This window comes from Burkholderia sp. BCC1996, assembly GCF_905339955.1.
Classification (GTDB): Bacteria; Pseudomonadota; Gammaproteobacteria; order Burkholderiales; family Burkholderiaceae; genus Burkholderia.
Window position 1 is genome coordinate 166,281 of sequence record NZ_CAJPHM010000015.1, and the last position, 15,944, is coordinate 182,224.

Sequence of the window (15,944 nt, forward strand, 5' to 3'; positions counted from 1 at the left end):
AGAGACGATATGGTTCTTCGACAAAGTATCGGTCGTTGGCGGGAGGTGTCCTTCGAGGTTGCCGCATGGGATGGCGTAGGCGCGCAGGTCGACCTCTCCTGTGGCTGCATGTTTGCGCGCGAGGCGACGGGCGATGGCCCGACCGGCGGGTTACGCCATCTCGACCTCGCACTGTCGGGGGCACTCACCGGCTTGCGGCACGAGGGCCGTTTTCGGGCCGCGCCGATGGAAACGCTGTGGATCAGCCATCCGCCCGCGGGCATCGCGGCGCGTGCCTTGTTGCTGGTCGGGCTCGGCGATCCGGCCAGCTGGACGATCGAAAGAACCGCGGATGCCGTCGCCACGGCCGCGCGGACGGCGATGCAGCAGGATGTCGAAAGCGCAGCCTTTGCGCCGAGCATACTCGACGGCGGGCTGACGACCGCCGCCACCGAAGGCATGCCGCAAGCCATGGTGAAGGCCGTGCTGGCCGTGATCGACACCCGGTATCGGGTCGCGGAGCTGGGTCTTGCTGCGCCCCCCGCGCTGCGCCGCTGGGTGTTCGACGTCGGCGCGGCGCGCTTCGACGGCGCCGTCGAGCATTTCGGCAACGCGCTTGCAGCCGCACGGACCTGACTGACCCTGTCTGGTTGTCGCGTACGGCATCTCGTCACGCCGCATCCGGACAAACCCCTCCTCATCGAAATCCACCCCAAACCCCCGCCATACAAGCCATTCCGCGCGCATAGTGGTTTCCACTCATAGTCGCAAATAGTCAAGAACAGGTCGCCGGCGGTCGTCTTGCGGTGAATATGGCTCGTTACTTTTACTCCCACGATGCAGGCCGGGACGCACTCCGCGCACCGTCGGACATCGGTCCAACCGGAGGGGAGAAACATGAAGTCGACAAAGATCGCCGCGTTCGTCGCGGCCGTGCTGGCGACCGGCGCGTTCGCGACCGCGGCGCAGGCCGAAACGGATGCCGCGACCTGCCGCAACGTACGCTTCGCGGATATCGGCTGGACCGACATCACGTCCACCACGGCGCTCGCGTCGACGGTGTTCGAAGGGCTCGGCTACAAGCCGACGACGACGATCGCATCGGTGCCGATCTCGTTCGCCGGCCTGAAGAGCAAGCAGCTGGACATCTCGCTCGGCTACTGGTGGCCGGTGCAGCAGAAGCAGCTCCAGCCGTTCCTCGACAGCAAGTCGATCAACGTGGTCGAACCGCCGAACCTGTCGGGCGCGAAGGCGACGCTCGCGGTGCCGAGCTACGAATACCAGGCCGGCCTGAAGACCTTCGAGGACATCGCGAAGCATCGCGCGGAGCTCGACGGCAAGATCTACGGGATCGAGCCGGGCAGCAGCGCGAACGCGACGATCCAGAAGATGATCGACACGAACCAGTACGGCCTCGGCGGCTTCAAGCTGGTCGAATCGAGCGAGGCGGGGATGCTCGTCACGGTCGAGCGCGCGATCCGCGACAAGAAGTGGGTCGTGTTTCTCGGCTGGGAACCGCATCCGATGAACATCCAGATCAGCATGAACTACCTGTCCGGCGGCGATGCGGCGTTCGGCCCGAACTACGGCGAAGCGCGCGTGTACACGCTGACGGCGCCCGACTTCATCTCGCGCTGCCCGAACGCGGGCAAGCTCGTCGAGAACCTGCGCTTCACGACGCAGCTGGAGAACCAGCTGATGCAGTCGGTGATGAACAAGACGAAGCCGGCCGACGCCGCGAAGGCGTACCTGAAGAAGAATCCGCAGGTGCTCGATGCCTGGCTCGCCGGCGTCAAGACGTTCGACGGCAAGGACGGCCTGCCTGCCGTGAAGGCCTATCTCGGCCTGTAACGGCCCGCACGCGCCGCGAGCGTGCGGCGCGCAGCGAAAAATCATCTGCAGTACGACGGAAATCGAGCGACACGAACCGAATCAAACGAGGGCACTCAGCATGAACCACGAAGTCATCATCACCTGCGCGGTCACCGGCGCGGGCGATACGGTCGGCAAACATCCGGCGATTCCGGTCACGCCGAAGGAAATCGCGGCCGCCGCGATCGAGGCCGCGAAGGCCGGCGCGACGGTGGCGCACTGCCACGTGCGCGATCCGCAGACGGGCCGCGGCAGCCGCGACCCGAACCTGTACCGCGAAGTGGTCGACCGGATCCGCTCGGCGGACGTCGACGTGATCATCAACCTGACGGCCGGCATGGGCGGCGATCTCGAGATCGGTCCGGGTGAAGACCCGATGCGCTTCGGCAAGGGCACCGATCTCGTCGGCGGCCTCACGCGTCTCGCGCACGTCGAGGAACTGCTGCCGGAAATCTGCACGCTCGATTGCGGCACGCTGAATTTCGGCGACGGCGACTACATCTACGTGTCGACGCCCGCGCAACTGCGCGCTGGCGCCAAGCGCATCCAGGAACTCGGCGTGAAGCCGGAACTGGAAATCTTCGATACGGGCCATCTGTGGTTCGCGAAGCAATTGCTGAAGGAAGGGCTGCTCGACGATCCGCCGCTGTTCCAGCTGTGCCTCGGCATTCCGTGGGGCGCGCCGGCCGACACTGGCACGATGAAGGCGATGGTCGACAACCTGCCGCCGGGCGCGCACTGGGCGGGCTTCGGAATTGGCCGCATGCAGATGCCGATGGTCGCGCAGGCGATGCTGCTCGGCGGCCACGTGCGCGTGGGCCTCGAAGACAACATCTGGCTCGATCGCGGCGTGCACGCGACCAACGGCACGCTCGTCGAGCGTGCGCGGGAAATCGTCGAACGGCTCGGCGGTCGCGTGCTGACGCCGGCCGAAGGGCGTCGCAAGCTCGGCCTGCCGGCGCGTGGCGAGCGTCTGCTCGAACGCCGCGCGGTGGCCGAGTTCGCGTGAGTTTCGCGGCTGATTCCGCTTCAATGCGGCGGCGCGCACGGGTGCGCCGCCGTCCGATTCTCCTCGATTTGAAGGATGTGTTGACATGGCAGTGAAGACCGACATCAAGACGTTCGCCGCGATCGGCACCGGCGTGATCGGCAGCGGATGGATTTGCCGTGCGCTTGCGCACGGTCTGGACGTGGTCGTGTGGGACCCCGCGCCGGACGCGGAAGCGCGCTTGCGCGCGAGCGTCGCGAATGCATGGCCCGCGCTCGAGCGCGTCGGCCTCGCGCCGGGCGCCGATCCCGCGCGGCTGCGCTTCGAGTCGACGATCGAGGCCTGCGTCGCCGACGCGGACTTCATCCAGGAAAGCGCACCCGAGCGCGAGGCGCTGAAGCTCGAGTTGCACGAACAGATCAGCCGCGCGGCGAAGCCCGACGCGATCATCGCATCGTCGACGTCGGGGCTGCTGCCGACCGACTTCTATGCGCGTGCGACGCATCCGGAGCGCTGCGTGGTCGGGCATCCGTTCAATCCGGTCTACCTGCTGCCGCTCGTCGAGGTGCTCGGCGGCGCGCGTACTTCGCCGGAAGCGGTCGAGGCGGCGATGGAGATCTATCGCAAGCTCGGCATGCGGCCGCTGCACGTGCGCAAGGAAGTGCCGGGCTTCATCGCGGACCGGCTGCTCGAAGCGCTGTGGCGCGAGGCGCTGCATCTCGTCAACGAGGGCGTCGCGACGACCGGCGAGATCGACGATGCGATCCGCTTCGGCGCGGGCATCCGCTGGTCGTTCATGGGCACGTTCCTGACGTACACGCTGGCCGGCGGCGACGCGGGCATGCGACACTTCATGCAGCAGTTCGGCCCCGCGCTCGAACTGCCATGGACGAAGCTGGTCGCGCCGAAGCTGACCGATGCACTGATCGACAGCGTCGTCGAAGGCACGAGCGAGCAGCAGGGCACGCGCAGCATCAAGGAACTCGAACGCTATCGCGACGAGTGCATCACCGAGGTGCTGAAGGCGATCGCCGCGGTGAAGGCGCGGCACGGAATGCGATTCGAGGACTGAACGAACATGACAGGCGATACCCCGCTGACGATCTACCGCGACGTCGTGCGGCCCGAATGGGTCGACTACAACGGCCATCTGCGCGACGCGTTCTATCTGCTGATCTTCAGCTTCGCGACCGATGCGCTGCTGGACCGCATCGGTCTCGACGACGCCGCGCGTCGCGAGCGGGGCCGCTCGGTCTACACGCTCGAAGCGCACGTGAACTATCTGCAGGAGATCAAGGAGGGCACGCGCGTGCGCGTCGATGCGCGCGTGCTCGCGCACGACGCGAAGCGGCTGCACCTGTATCTCGAACTGTTCGCCGACGGGCACGACGGCGCGGTGTCGGCGAGCGAGCAGATGCTGCTGCACGTCGACACGCGCGACGGCGCGAAATCGGCGCCGTTCGACGACGACGTCGCCGCGCGCGTGGCCGAAGTGCATGCGTTGCAGCGCGATTGCGCGGCCCCTGCGTATGCAGGCCGCGTGATCGGACTGCCGCCGCGCCGCTAGCGTCGACGTTCAACCCTGGACCGCGGAGCGCACACGATGCTCGAACCGGAAATCGCGGCGTTCGTCGCGGCCGTCGACGCGTGGTATCCGGCCGACGCAGCGGCGCGCTCGCCCGACGAGCAACGCCGCGTCTACGATCGCTTCGCGGCCGCGTGGACGCCCGCCGAACTGCCGGCCGGCATCGTCCGGCATGATGCGGTGTGGCATGCGCCGGACGGACGCGCGATCGCGCTGCGGCGCTATGCGCCCGCGCACGGTGAGCCGCGCGGCACCGTGCTGTTCTTTCATGGCGGCGGCTTCGTCGTCGGCTCGCTCGACAGTCATGCGTCGATCACCGCGCAACTGGCGGCCGACACGGGGCTTGCCGTGATCGCGGTCGACTACCGGCTCGCGCCCGAGCATCGCGCGCCGGCCGCGCTCGACGATTGCCTGGCCGTCACGCGCGCCGCGCGCGACGCTGCGCACTGGCCGTTCGACGCGTGCGCGCGACCGCTGACGCTCGCCGGCGACAGTGCCGGCGGCAACCTCGCGGCCGCCGTCGCGACCGCGCTGCGCGATGCGGGCGAAGGCGGCATCGACGGGATCGCGCTCGTCTATCCGATGCTCGGCTTCGAGCCGCAATCGCCGGCGCGCGAAACCGAGGCACACGCGCCGATGCTCACGCTCGACGACGTCCATCGCTATCGCGCGTTGTACTGGGGCAGTGAACGCGACGATGCGCCGGGCGATGACGATCCGCTGCTGCGCGCTTCGGTGCCGCTCGCGGCGGCGCGTTTCGACGGGCTGCCGCCCGTGCTCGCGATCGGCGCGGAACACGATCCGCTGCGCGACGATGCGCGCGTCTATGTCGAACACATTGTTGCGGCCGGCGGCGCCGCGCGTTACTGGATGGGAGAGGGGCTGGTGCACGGCTGCTGGCGCGCGCTCGGAACGAGCCCGCAGGCGGCGCGGATGCACCGGATGATCGGCGGGTTTCTGCTCGCACCACACGCGTAGCGGGCGTTTTCCGGGAGGCAACGATGCAGGCAGCGCAACACCGTATCGAGGACTGGCGGACCTTTTCCGCCGACGCGGCCATTGCGGCGGCGACGATCGGCGAGGGTGCGGTGAACGTCGAGTGGAGCGACACGCGACGATCGCCGTTTCACTTCGACTGGTTGCGCGACAACTGCGCGTGTTCCGCGTGCGTGCATGTGCTCACGCGCGAACAGGTGTTCGAGATCGCCGATGCGCGCGAGGATCTGTCGGCGCTCGTCGTGCATGTCGAAACCGACGGCGCGCTGCACGTCGAGTGGAACGACGGGCATCGCAGCGCCTGGTCGCCGGGATGGTTGCGCGCGCATGCTTACGACGATGCGTCCCGCGCGGAACGCCAGGCCGCGCACGGGCGGCACGTGTGGACCGGCGACGATGCGACGGCGATCGGCGTGTTCGCGTGGCGTGACGTGATGGAGGACGACGGCGCGTTGCTCGCCTGGCTCGCCGCGTTGCAGCGCACGGGGCTGACGCTCGTCGAGGGCGTGCCGGCCGAACCCGGCCGGGTCGACCGGATCGCGCGGCGTGTCGGCCTGATCCGCGAAAGCAATTTCGGCGTGCTGTTCGATGTCGAATCGAAGCCGCGGCCGGACAGCAATGCCTATACGTCGCTGAACCTGCCGCCGCACACCGACCTGCCGACGCGTGAATTGCAGCCGGGCGTGCAGTTCCTGCACTGCCTCGCGAACGACGCAACGGGCGGAGACAGCGTCTTCCTCGACGGCTTCGCGCTCGCGGATGCGCTGCGGCGCGAATATCCGGACGATTTCACGCAACTTGCGTCGACACCGTTCGAGTTCTGGAACAAGAGTGCGAACAGCGACTACCGCTGTTCGGCGCCGGTGATCGGGCTCGATGCGCGCGGCAACGTGACCGAGGTGCGCGTCGCGAACTTCCTGCGCGGGCCGCTCGATGCGCCGGCCGGCGCCGTCGCGGCTGTCTACCGCGCGTACCGGCGGTTTCTCGCGCTCGCGCGCGAGCCGCGTTTCCGCGTGCAGCGCCGGCTGCGGGCGGGCGACATGTGGGCGTTCGACAACCGGCGCGTGCTGCATGCGCGCACCGAGTTCGATCCGTCGACGGGCCGCCGGCATCTGCAGGGCTGCTACGTCGATCGCGACGAACTGCTGTCGCGCTGGCGAGTGCTGTCGCGTGCGCTGCCCGCGGCTGCCGCCGGGCGCTGATCGGCGCATTCGACTTCCGCATTCGACTTCGTTACGCATACCTCGCCGGGGAAAAAGCGCCCGGACGCAAGGCGCCCGGGCGAAGCCACCCGCTGCCGGGCGGCGGAGGTATGCGTTTCACGAAAAAAGACGAGCCCGCATGAGGGGCTCGTCCGGATACTGCTTCTTCATCGCGCGATGCGCGGTGCGCCCGCCGGGGGCGCGTCGGCTTACTGGCCGAAGAAGACCGAGTCGCGTGCGTTCGACGACGCTGCGGCAGCCGGGGCGCCCGAGTGGACGACCGGAGCCGGTTGCGCGCCGTAGCCGCTGGCGTCGGCACCATGAACACGCGCTTCCGCCGACTGGATGTCGTTCGGGTAGTACGGGCTCGACACGCCCGGCTTGTAGCCGGCTTGTTCGAGCTGGACCAGTTCGTTGCGGACTTGAGCGCGGGTCACGGTGCTTTGTGCGAAAGCGCCGAACGAAGCGGACAGGGCGACAGCGGCAACAACTGCGGAAACGAGCGATTTCATGATGACCTCCGGTGTTTTATTGGGTTCGCTTGCGACACCATGTCTGCAGCGATTGACTAAATCTTAGTCACCGGGTCGTTCAGGGTAAACGCTGGTTTTGACGATAGATTGTTTCCAGGGCGGTAACAGTGGGACGCCGGATCAGGCTTTCATCCTGCTTTCGTTTCCGTAAGCGTAATAAGTATGAAGAATGTTGAGGCGACGCACGCGCGGGATTCAGCGCACCTCGGCGGCCGCGTCGAACGGCTTGGCGGGCGGACGGCCGGCGGGCGCGCCCGAACTCAGGAAACGCATGCCCGTCGCGGTTTCGGAAGCCTCCCACAGCAGTGCCGCGAGGGCCACGTCGCGTGCCGCGCGCGGCACGCTCGCCGGTGCCGGCAGGCCGCGCGACTCGAGCCAGCCGGACGGTCCGATGTACGAGCCGCCGGCGAGGTCGGGCGACGTCGCCGCATGAATCGCGGGCAACGCACCCTGCTCGGCCGGTTGCGCGAGATAACGGTTCGCCGCGCGCATCAGCGCGGCGCGCGTGGGCGAACTGTCCATCGCGGGGCCGGCGAACTGCAGGTTGGTTGCCGCGTAGCCGGGATGCGCGGCGACGCTGATTCCCGCGAACCCCGCGTGCTGGAAGCGGCGCTGCAATTCGAGCGCGAACACCAGGTTCGCGAGCTTGCTGTCGCAGTACGCGAGATAACGGTTGTAACGGTGCTCGGCGCGCAGGTCGTCGACCCGGATCCGGCCGCCGCGGTTGAAGCCGCTCGACATCGTCACGACGCGCGCGCGGCGGGCGGCGCGCAGCGCGGGCAGCAGATGGCCGGTCAGCGCGAAATGGCCGAGGTGGTTGGTGCCGAACTGCATCTCGAAGCCGTCGTGCGTGTGCCGCAGCGGCAGGAACATCACGCCGGCGTTGTTGCAGAGGATGTCGACGCGGCCGTGGCGGTCGGCGACGCCGGCAGCGAAGCGCTGGATCGACGCGAGATCGGCGAGGTCGAGCGTATCGACTTCGACCCGTGCGGCGGGATGGAGCCGGCGAATCGCAGCAGCGGCCTGCGCGGCGCGCGCGGCGTCGCGGCAGCCCATCACGACCGTCGCGCCCTTGGCGGCCAGCGTTTCCGCGATGTGCCAGCCGAGGCCGCTGTTGGCGCCGGTCACGACCGCGACCTTGCCGCCTTGCGCCGGGACGTGGCGCGCGCTCCATGCATGCATGTCTGCCTCCATCGGCGTGGCCGGTGCGCCACGACGCGTAATCGTTACATTGAGTGGTGTAACGATAGTCCGCGCAGGCGGGGCAGACAAGCGGGGGAATTAGACCGGCGGTTCTAGAGCGCGCAAGCGCATCACGCTGCGGGCCCCGGCATGCGGTGGCCGGCGGGCGTTACCGGCTGCCGGCCAGCGCGAGCACTTCGGCGGCGGAGATCATCGCCGCCGCATTCGCGGGTGCCGGGCGCTCGGCCGGGCGGAACACTTCGTCGCCGCGCTGGATGACCTGGCGCGACAGCGCGCAGGTGCCGGTGCGCTGCGCGAAGCGGCGGCGCCAGCGCTGTTCACCGTAGTGACAGCGGCCGGGTTCGACCCAGCGGACGACGAGCAGCGTATCGGAGCGTTCCAGAATTTCGACGTGGACGTCGGCGGGATCGAGCACAGGCAGGGATTTGGAGGCCTTCATTTGCCGTTTCCTAAAGCTCGTGCGGTTTCGGCCGTGGCAGTGGATGTCACTACCCGAGGGCGAATCCGTAGCGGTTTCCATGAGTGGTGCGCTAAATGTAAGCGTCTGTGACCGGAAAAAACATCCTGTCTGGCTCAAATTACCTTTTGCCGAATCAGAAACAATCGACGCGCATTTTCGTGAAAAAGCCAACGACAAAAGCGCCCCGGACGCGCACGCCCGGGGCGGAAAATCGGCCCGCGCCCCCGTGTCTGCTCGCTCAGTCACGTGGACACCGCGGGGGACGGAGACGCCCGTCAGGGATCGGAGACGGGCGGGGGGCGGTGTCCGGGGAAGCGCGGTCCGGCAACACCATGATCGCGCGCGCCTGCCGTTGACACCCTGACGGGAACATGACTTTTTTGTCAGTTTCGCCGTGCCGACGGCGCGACTCCGGTGCCCCGGTGTCGCCCAAACGCCCACCGGTATTGGCTTTGCGCGATACGCGGCCGATCGGCGGAACCTGAAAAATACGGTAATCGAAGCCCGCCCAGCGCCTCCCGCCCGATTCTCCCGCTCGGGAAAATACTGAATCACGCGAACGTGACAAATCCGGAATCTGTTCCTATGATTGGTTGGACCTTTAGTCCTTTGTGCCAATCAGCCGGCCCGGCCGGCTTCTTCGGGAGAGGTACTCATGAGATTGCAGGGCAAGCGCGCGCTGGTGACGGCGGCCGGGCAGGGTATCGGCCGCGCGACCGCGCTGCGGTTCGCAAGCGAGGGTGCCGACGTGCTGGCGACCGACATCAACGAAGCCGCGCTCGCGCAACTCGCGGCCGACGCCGAACGCGCGGGCGGCCGTCTGGCCACGCGGCGGCTCGACGTGACCGATGCGGGCGACGTTGCCGCACTCGCCGCGCAGGAGCGCGCGTTCGACGTGCTGTTCAACTGCGCGGGCTTCGTGCACCACGGCTCGATCCTCGACTGCGACGACACCGCGTGGGCGTTCTCGCTGAACCTGAACGTCACGTCGATGTACCGGCTGATCCGTGCGCTGCTGCCGGCGATGCTGGCAGCAGGCGGCGCGTCGATCGTCAACATGGCGTCGGCCGCGTCGAGCGTGAAGGGCGTGCCGAACCGCTTCGTCTACGGCACGACCAAGGCGGCCGTGATCGGCCTGACCAAGTCGGTGGCCGCCGATTTCGTCGAGCAGCGCATCCGCTGCAACGCGATCTGCCCGGGCACGATCGAGTCGCCGTCGCTGGAGCAGCGGATCACCGAGCAGGCGCGCACGCGCCAGGTGTCGACCGACACCGTGCGCCAGGCGTTCGTCGCGCGTCAGCCGATGGGCCGTATCGGCACCGCGGACGAAGTGGCCGCGCTCGCGCTGTATCTCGCGTCCGACGAAGCGTCGTTCACGACCGGCACGATTCACCTGATCGATGGCGGCTGGTCGAACTGACCGCGCCCTTCCACTTACTTTCCATTTCCGTTCACACCACATGAAACTGCTGAGATTTGGCGACAAACACCATGAAAAGCCGGGCCTGCTCGATGCGCAGGGCAGGATCCGCGACCTGTCGGGCGTGATCGACGACGTCGCCGGCGACGCGCTCGCACCCGCGTCGCTCGCGCGGCTGCGCGAGCTCGACCCGGCGTCGCTGCCGCTCGTCGAAGGCGCGCCGCGGCTCGGCGCGTGCGTCGGCCGCGTCGGCAAGTTCATCTGCATCGGGCTCAACTATTCCGACCACGCGGCCGAATCGGGGATGGACGTCCCGAAGGAGCCGGTCGTGTTCGGCAAGTGGACGAGCGCGATCTCGGGGCCGAACGACGACGTCGAGATCCCGCGCGGCTCGGAGAAGACCGACTGGGAAGTCGAGCTGGGCGTCGTGATCGGCCGGGGCGGCCGCTATATCGACGAAGCCGACGCGCTGTCGCACGTCGCCGGCTACTGCGTGGTGAACGACGTGTCGGAGCGCGAGTACCAGCTCGAACGCGGCGGCACGTGGGACAAGGGCAAGGGCAACGATACGTTCGGCCCGCTCGGCCCGTGGCTCGTGACGGCCGACGAAGTGCCCGATCCGCACGCGCTGCGGCTGTGGCTGGAAGTGGACGGCCACCGCTACCAGAACGGCACGACCGCGACGATGGTGTTCCGTGTGCCGCACCTGATCAGCTACCTGAGCCGCTTCATGAGCCTGCAGCCGGGCGACGTGATCTCGACCGGCACGCCGCCGGGCGTGGGCCTCGGGCAGAAGCCGCCCGTCTATCTGCGCGCCGGGCAGGTGATCACGCTCGGCATCGACGGGCTCGGCGAGCAGCGCCAGCGCACCGTGCAGGCCTGAAACCCTTTCCCGGACGGTTCGCCATGCCTATCATTCGATCGATGCGCGTCCTCGACGTGCGCTTCCCGACCTCGCGCCAGCTCGACGGTTCCGATGCGATGAATCCGGACCCCGATTATTCGGCTGCGTACGTCGTGCTCGAAACCGACCGCGACGGGCTCGAAGGCCACGGGCTCACGTTCACCATCGGGCGCGGCAACGAAATCTGCTGCGCGGCGATCGACGCGATGCGTCACCTCGTCGTCGGCCTCGACCTCGACTGGATCCGCGAGGACATGGGCCGCTTCTGGCGGCACGTGACCTCGGACAGCCAGTTGCGCTGGATCGGCCCCGACAAGGGCGCGATCCACCTGGCGACGGGCGCCGTCGTGAACGCGGTGTGGGATTTGTGGGCGAAGGCGGCCGGCAAACCGCTGTGGCGGCTCGTCGCCGACATGAGCCCCGAGGAGATCGTGCGCGCGATCGACTTCCGCTACCTGACCGACTGCCTGACGCCGGACGAGGCGCTCGACCTGCTGCGACGGCAGGCGCCGGGCAAGGCGGCACGGATCGCGACGCTCGAGCGCGAAGGCTACCCGTGCTACACGACGTCGGCCGGCTGGCTCGGCTACAGCGACGACAAGCTGCGCCGGTTGTGCCATGAAGCGGTGGACGCGGGTTTCGAATACGTGAAGCTGAAGGTCGGCGCGAATCTGGAGGACGACATCCGCCGCGTGACGATCGCGCGCGAGGTGATCGGCCCGGACCGCAAGCTGATGATCGACGCGAACCAGGTGTGGGAAGTCGACGAGGCGATCGACTGGGTGCGCGAGCTGGCGTTCGCGAAACCGTGGTTCATCGAGGAGCCGACGAGCCCCGACGACGTCGAAGGGCACCGCAAGATCCGCGAGGCGATCGCCCCGGTGCAGGTCGCGACCGGCGAGATGTGCCAGAACCGCGTGATGTTCAAGCAGTTCATCGCGCGCGGCGCGATCGACGTCGTGCAGATCGACGCGTGCCGGCTCGGCGGCGTGAACGAGATTCTTGCGGTGATGCTGCTGGCCGCGAAGTACGGGTTGCCGGTGTGTCCGCATGCGGGCGGCGTCGGGCTGTGCGAATACGTGCAGCATCTGTCGATGATCGACTACGTGTGCATTGCCGGCACGAAGGAAGGGCGCGTGACCGAATACGTCGATCACCTGCACGAGCATTTCGTCGAGCCCTGTGTCGTGCGCGGCGCGGCGTACCTGCCGCCGACGGCACCCGGTTTCTCGATCGAGATGAAGCCGGCATCGCTCGAGCAGTACCGGTTCCGCGGCTGAAGCACGCAGCACGCAGCACGACGGCGCACGATGACCCGCGCAAGGCCTGCGCGCGGCGACAACATGAACGACGGAGACGCGAAGTGGATTTGAATCTGCAAGACAAGGTCGTGATCGTGACCGGCGGCGCGTCGGGCATCGGCGCCGCGATCTCGATGCGGCTTGCCGGCGAAGGCGCGATTCCGGTGGTGTTCGCGCGCCACACGCCGGACGACGGCTTCTGGCGCGCACTCGCGCAGAAGCAGCCGCGCGCCGCGTGCGTGTCCGTCGAGCTGCAGGACGACGCGCAATGCCGCGACGCAGTCGCGCAGACCCTCGCGCGCTTTGGCCGCATCGACGGCCTCGTCAACAACGCGGGCATCAACGACGGCGTCGGGCTCGATGCCGGGCGCGACGCATTCGTCACGTCGCTCGAACGCAACCTGATCCACTACTACGTGATGGCGCATTACTGCGTGCCGCACCTGAAGGCGACGCGCGGCGCGATCGTCAACATCTCGTCGAAGACGGCGGTCACCGGCCAGGGCAACACGAGCGGCTATTGCGCATCGAAGGGCGCGCAGCTCGCGCTCACGCGCGAATGGGCGGTCGCACTGCGCGACGACGGCGTGCGCGTGAACGCGGTGATCCCGGCCGAGGTGATGACGCCGCTTTACCAGAACTGGATCGCCGGTTTCGACGACCCGGAAGCGAAGCTCGCGGAAATCGCCTGCAAGGTGCCGCTCGGCAAGCGCTTCACGACCGCCGACGAGATTGCCGACACGGCCGTGTTCCTGCTGTCGGCGCGCGCATCGCACACGACGGGCCAGTGGCTGTTCGTCGACGGCGGCTATACGCATCTCGATCGCGCGATCGGCTGAGGGCGGCGAGCCATGCAACCCGATCCGAACCCGACGACCCTCGCGCCCGCGGCGCTGATCGAGCTGACCGGCGTCAGCAAGCGCTTTCCGGGCGTGCTGGCGCTCGACGATTGCCGCTTCGACCTGCGCGCCGGCGAAGTGCATGCGCTGATGGGCGAGAACGGCGCGGGCAAGTCGACGCTGATGAAGATTCTCGCCGGCGTTTATCAGAAGGACGAAGGCGAGATCCGGATCGACGGCCGCGCGGTGGACATCGACGATCCGCGCGCCGCGCAGGCGCTCGGGATCGGCATCATCCATCAGGAACTGAACCTGATGAACCACCTGAGCGTCGCGCAGAACATCTTCATCGGCCGCGAGCCGCGCGGCCGCTTCGGCGTGTTCGTCGACGAAGAGAAGCTCAACCGCGACGCCGCCGCGATCTTCGCGCGGATGCGGCTCGATCTCGATCCGCGCACGCCGGTCGGCCGGCTGACGGTCGCGAAGCAGCAGATGGTCGAGATCGCGAAGGCGCTGTCGTTCGACTCGCGCGTGCTGATCATGGATGAACCGACCGCCGCGCTGAACAACGCGGAAATCGCCGAGCTGTTTCGCATCATCGGCGACCTGCGCGCGCGCGGCGTCGGCATCGTCTACATCTCGCACAAGATGGACGAGCTGCGCCAGATCGCCGATCGCGTGACGGTGATGCGCGACGGCAAGTACGTCGCGACCGTGCCGATGGCGGATACGTCGATGGAAGCGATCATCGCGATGATGGTCGGCCGCCAGCTCGATGCGACGTTCCGCACGCCGCCCGATACGTCGGCCAACGCGGTCGCGCTCGAGGTGCGCGGGCTGTCGCGCGGCCGCGCGATCCGCGACGTCGGCTTCACGCTGCGGCGCGGCGAGATCCTCGGCTTCGCGGGGCTGATGGGCGCGGGCCGCACCGAGGTCGCGCGCGCGGTGTTCGGCGCGGACCCGGTCGACGCGGGCGAGATCCGCGTGCACGGCAAGACCGTGACGATCCGCACGCCGGCCGACGCGGTCAGGCACGGGATCGGTTATCTCTCGGAGGACCGCAAGCACTTCGGGCTCGCGGTCGGGATGGACGTGCAGAACAACATCGCGCTGTCGAGCATGCGGCGTTTCGTGCGCCGCGGCCTGTTCCTCGATGCGCGCGGGATGCGCGACACCGCGCAGTCGTACGTGCGCCAGCTCGCGATCCGCACGCCGTCCGTCGCGCAGCCGGCGCGGCTCCTGTCGGGCGGCAACCAGCAGAAGATCGTGATCGCGAAGTGGCTGCTGCGCGACTGCGACATCCTGTTCTTCGACGAGCCGACCCGCGGCATCGACGTCGGCGCGAAAAGCGAGATCTACAAGCTGCTCGACGCGCTCGCCGCCGACGGCAAGGCGATCGTGATGATCTCGTCGGAGCTGCCCGAGGTGCTGCGCATGAGCCACCGGATCCTCGTGATGTGCGAAGGGCGCGTGACCGGCGAATTGCGCGCGGCCGACGCCACGCAGGAAAAGATCATGCAGCTCGCGACGCAGCGCGAGTCGACCGTATTGTCCTGATTCCGACGCTTACCCGATCATGTCCAACGATACGCATCCCGTTCCGCCTCTTGCCACCGGCGACACGCCGGCCGGCGCAGCGGGCCTCCGTGCCCGCTTCTTCAACCCGGCCGCGCGGCAGAAGCTGCTCGCGTTCGCGAGCCTCGTGCTGCTGATCGTGTTCTTCAGCTTCGCGTCGCCGAACTTCCTCGAAGTCGACAACCTCGTGACGATCCTGCAGGCCACCGCCGTGAACGGTGTGCTGGCCGTCGCGTGTACCTACGTGATCATCACGTCGGGCATCGACCTGTCGGTCGGCACGCTGATGACCTTCTGCGCGGTGATGGCCGGCGTCGTGCTGACGAAGTGGGGGATGCCGCTGCCGCTCGGGATCCTGGCCGCGCTATCGTTCGGCGCGCTGTCGGGCAGCGTGTCGGGCTTCGTGATCGCGAAGATGAAAGTGCCGCCGTTCATCGCGACGCTCGGCATGATGATGCTGCTCAAGGGGCTGTCGCTCGTGATCTCGGGCACGCGGCCGATCTACTTCAACGACACGCCGGGCTTCACGTCGATCGCGCAGGATTCGCTGATCGGCAGCCTCGTTCCCGCGCTGCCGATTCCAAATGCGGTGCTGATCCTGTTCCTCGTCGCGGTCGGCGCGTCGATCGTGCTGAACCGGACGATCTTCGGCCGCTACACGTTCGCGCTCGGCAGCAACGAGGAAGCGCTGCGGCTGTCCGGTGTGAATGTCGATGCGTGGAAGATCGCCGTCTACACGTTCAGCGGCGCGGTGTGCGGGATCGCAGGACTCCTGATCGCGTCGCGGCTGAATTCCGCGCAGCCCGCGCTCGGGCAGGGCTACGAGCTCGACGCGATCGCGGCCGTCGTGATCGGCGGCACGTCGCTGTCGGGCGGCGCGGGCAGCATCGTCGGCACCATCATCGGCGCGTTCATCATGAGCGTGCTGACCAACGGCCTGCGCATCATGTCGGTCGCGCAGGAATGGCAGACGGTCGTGACGGGCGTGATCATCATCCTCGCCGTCTACGTGGACATCCTGCGCCGGCGCCGCCGCTGACGCATGCGCGCACGAACCCGAACCCGAACACGAACACGAACACGAACA

At 67.8% G+C, this 15,944-nt stretch carries 16 protein-coding genes; 13 read left to right on the plus strand and 3 right to left on the minus strand.

Annotated elements, in window-relative coordinates:
* The first annotated feature begins 9 nt into the window (after window positions 1–9).
* The 7 genes from U4Z64_RS22465 (at window position 10) to U4Z64_RS22495 (ending at window position 6,622) form a co-directional block, all read left to right on the plus strand.
* A complete protein-coding gene (locus U4Z64_RS22465) occupies window positions 10–615 on the plus strand; it encodes a M17 family peptidase N-terminal domain-containing protein (protein ID WP_321821123.1) in 606 nt (201 codons plus the stop codon).
* A gap of 261 nt (window positions 616–876) precedes the next feature.
* The gene (locus U4Z64_RS22470; protein WP_044847783.1) at window positions 877–1,830 is read left to right on the plus strand and encodes a choline ABC transporter substrate-binding protein; all 954 of its coding nucleotides are present in this window, start codon (window positions 877–879) and stop codon (window positions 1,828–1,830) included.
* A 100-nt stretch (window positions 1,831–1,930) separates the two neighbouring features.
* A complete protein-coding gene (locus U4Z64_RS22475) occupies window positions 1,931–2,860 on the plus strand; it encodes a 3-keto-5-aminohexanoate cleavage protein (protein WP_006484708.1) in 930 nt (309 codons plus the stop codon).
* 85 nt (window positions 2,861–2,945) lie between these two features.
* Entirely contained in the window at window positions 2,946–3,911 is a 966-nt protein-coding gene (locus U4Z64_RS22480) for an L-carnitine dehydrogenase (protein WP_044847784.1), read from the plus strand.
* 6 nt (window positions 3,912–3,917) lie between these two features.
* Window positions 3,918–4,406: a thioesterase family protein gene (locus U4Z64_RS22485; protein ID WP_321821124.1), complete on the plus strand. Its 489-nt coding sequence runs from the start codon at window positions 3,918–3,920 to the stop codon at window positions 4,404–4,406.
* A gap of 36 nt (window positions 4,407–4,442) precedes the next feature.
* Complete coding sequence (locus U4Z64_RS22490; RefSeq protein ID WP_321821125.1) at window positions 4,443–5,402, plus strand: alpha/beta hydrolase; 960 nt, start codon at window positions 4,443–4,445, stop codon at window positions 5,400–5,402.
* A 23-nt stretch (window positions 5,403–5,425) separates the two neighbouring features.
* The gene (locus U4Z64_RS22495) at window positions 5,426–6,622 is read left to right on the plus strand and encodes a TauD/TfdA family dioxygenase (protein WP_321821126.1); all 1,197 of its coding nucleotides are present in this window, start codon (window positions 5,426–5,428) and stop codon (window positions 6,620–6,622) included.
* A 209-nt stretch (window positions 6,623–6,831) separates the two neighbouring features.
* On the opposite strand, the gene U4Z64_RS22500 is transcribed toward U4Z64_RS22495, so the two are convergent.
* From U4Z64_RS22500 to U4Z64_RS22510, 3 genes are all read right to left on the minus strand, one after another.
* Window positions 6,832–7,134, minus strand: coding sequence for a DUF4148 domain-containing protein (locus U4Z64_RS22500; protein WP_124485209.1), 303 nt, complete (start codon window positions 7,132–7,134; stop codon window positions 6,832–6,834).
* A 216-nt stretch (window positions 7,135–7,350) separates the two neighbouring features.
* The gene (locus U4Z64_RS22505) at window positions 7,351–8,337 is read right to left on the minus strand and encodes an oxidoreductase (RefSeq protein WP_321821127.1); all 987 of its coding nucleotides are present in this window, start codon (window positions 8,335–8,337) and stop codon (window positions 7,351–7,353) included.
* A gap of 169 nt (window positions 8,338–8,506) precedes the next feature.
* A complete protein-coding gene (locus tag U4Z64_RS22510; RefSeq protein ID WP_044847789.1) occupies window positions 8,507–8,797 on the minus strand; it encodes a DUF3331 domain-containing protein in 291 nt (96 codons plus the stop codon).
* 676 nt (window positions 8,798–9,473) lie between these two features.
* On the opposite strand from U4Z64_RS22510, the gene U4Z64_RS22515 reads away from it, so the two are divergent.
* The 6 genes from U4Z64_RS22515 (at window position 9,474) to U4Z64_RS22540 (ending at window position 15,896) form a co-directional block, all read left to right on the plus strand.
* Entirely contained in the window at window positions 9,474–10,238 is a 765-nt protein-coding gene (locus U4Z64_RS22515; RefSeq protein WP_321806881.1) for an SDR family oxidoreductase, read from the plus strand.
* A 40-nt stretch (window positions 10,239–10,278) separates the two neighbouring features.
* Window positions 10,279–11,121 (plus strand): ureidoglycolate lyase, encoded by an 843-nt coding sequence (locus tag U4Z64_RS22520; RefSeq protein ID WP_124523166.1) that lies wholly within the window; start codon window positions 10,279–10,281, stop codon window positions 11,119–11,121.
* A 23-nt stretch (window positions 11,122–11,144) separates the two neighbouring features.
* Window positions 11,145–12,422 (plus strand): L-fuconate dehydratase, encoded by a 1,278-nt coding sequence (locus U4Z64_RS22525; protein ID WP_321821128.1) that lies wholly within the window; start codon window positions 11,145–11,147, stop codon window positions 12,420–12,422.
* Window positions 12,423–12,505: 83 nt separating this feature from the next.
* Window positions 12,506–13,282: an SDR family oxidoreductase gene (locus tag U4Z64_RS22530; RefSeq protein ID WP_321821129.1), complete on the plus strand. Its 777-nt coding sequence runs from the start codon at window positions 12,506–12,508 to the stop codon at window positions 13,280–13,282.
* A gap of 12 nt (window positions 13,283–13,294) precedes the next feature.
* Window positions 13,295–14,839: a sugar ABC transporter ATP-binding protein gene (locus U4Z64_RS22535; protein WP_321812402.1), complete on the plus strand. Its 1,545-nt coding sequence runs from the start codon at window positions 13,295–13,297 to the stop codon at window positions 14,837–14,839.
* A gap of 19 nt (window positions 14,840–14,858) precedes the next feature.
* A complete protein-coding gene (locus U4Z64_RS22540; protein WP_124668036.1) occupies window positions 14,859–15,896 on the plus strand; it encodes an ABC transporter permease in 1,038 nt (345 codons plus the stop codon).
* The last annotated feature ends 48 nt before the right edge of the window (window positions 15,897–15,944 follow it).

Bases quoted from the DNA above. Each gene is read 5' to 3' on its own strand.
- U4Z64_RS22465 (WP_321821123.1), top strand. From the start codon at position 10: ATGGTTCTTCGACAAAGTATCGGTCGTTGGCGGGAGGTGTCCTTCGAG.
- U4Z64_RS22470 (WP_044847783.1), top strand. From the start codon at position 877: ATGAAGTCGACAAAGATCGCCGCGTTCGTCGCGGCCGTGCTGGCGACC.
- U4Z64_RS22475 (WP_006484708.1), top strand. From the start codon at position 1,931: ATGAACCACGAAGTCATCATCACCTGCGCGGTCACCGGCGCGGGCGAT.
- U4Z64_RS22480 (WP_044847784.1), top strand. From the start codon at position 2,946: ATGGCAGTGAAGACCGACATCAAGACGTTCGCCGCGATCGGCACCGGC.
- U4Z64_RS22485 (WP_321821124.1), top strand. From the start codon at position 3,918: ATGACAGGCGATACCCCGCTGACGATCTACCGCGACGTCGTGCGGCCC.
- U4Z64_RS22490 (WP_321821125.1), top strand. From the start codon at position 4,443: ATGCTCGAACCGGAAATCGCGGCGTTCGTCGCGGCCGTCGACGCGTGG.
- U4Z64_RS22495 (WP_321821126.1), top strand. From the start codon at position 5,426: ATGCAGGCAGCGCAACACCGTATCGAGGACTGGCGGACCTTTTCCGCC.
- U4Z64_RS22500 (WP_124485209.1), bottom strand. From the start codon at position 7,134: ATGAAATCGCTCGTTTCCGCAGTTGTTGCCGCTGTCGCCCTGTCCGCT.
- U4Z64_RS22505 (WP_321821127.1), bottom strand. From the start codon at position 8,337: ATGCATGCATGGAGCGCGCGCCACGTCCCGGCGCAAGGCGGCAAGGTC.
- U4Z64_RS22510 (WP_044847789.1), bottom strand. From the start codon at position 8,797: ATGAAGGCCTCCAAATCCCTGCCTGTGCTCGATCCCGCCGACGTCCAC.
- U4Z64_RS22515 (WP_321806881.1), top strand. From the start codon at position 9,474: ATGAGATTGCAGGGCAAGCGCGCGCTGGTGACGGCGGCCGGGCAGGGT.
- U4Z64_RS22520 (WP_124523166.1), top strand. From the start codon at position 10,279: ATGAAACTGCTGAGATTTGGCGACAAACACCATGAAAAGCCGGGCCTG.
- U4Z64_RS22525 (WP_321821128.1), top strand. From the start codon at position 11,145: ATGCCTATCATTCGATCGATGCGCGTCCTCGACGTGCGCTTCCCGACC.
- U4Z64_RS22535 (WP_321812402.1), top strand. From the start codon at position 13,295: ATGCAACCCGATCCGAACCCGACGACCCTCGCGCCCGCGGCGCTGATC.
- U4Z64_RS22540 (WP_124668036.1), top strand. From the start codon at position 14,859: ATGTCCAACGATACGCATCCCGTTCCGCCTCTTGCCACCGGCGACACG.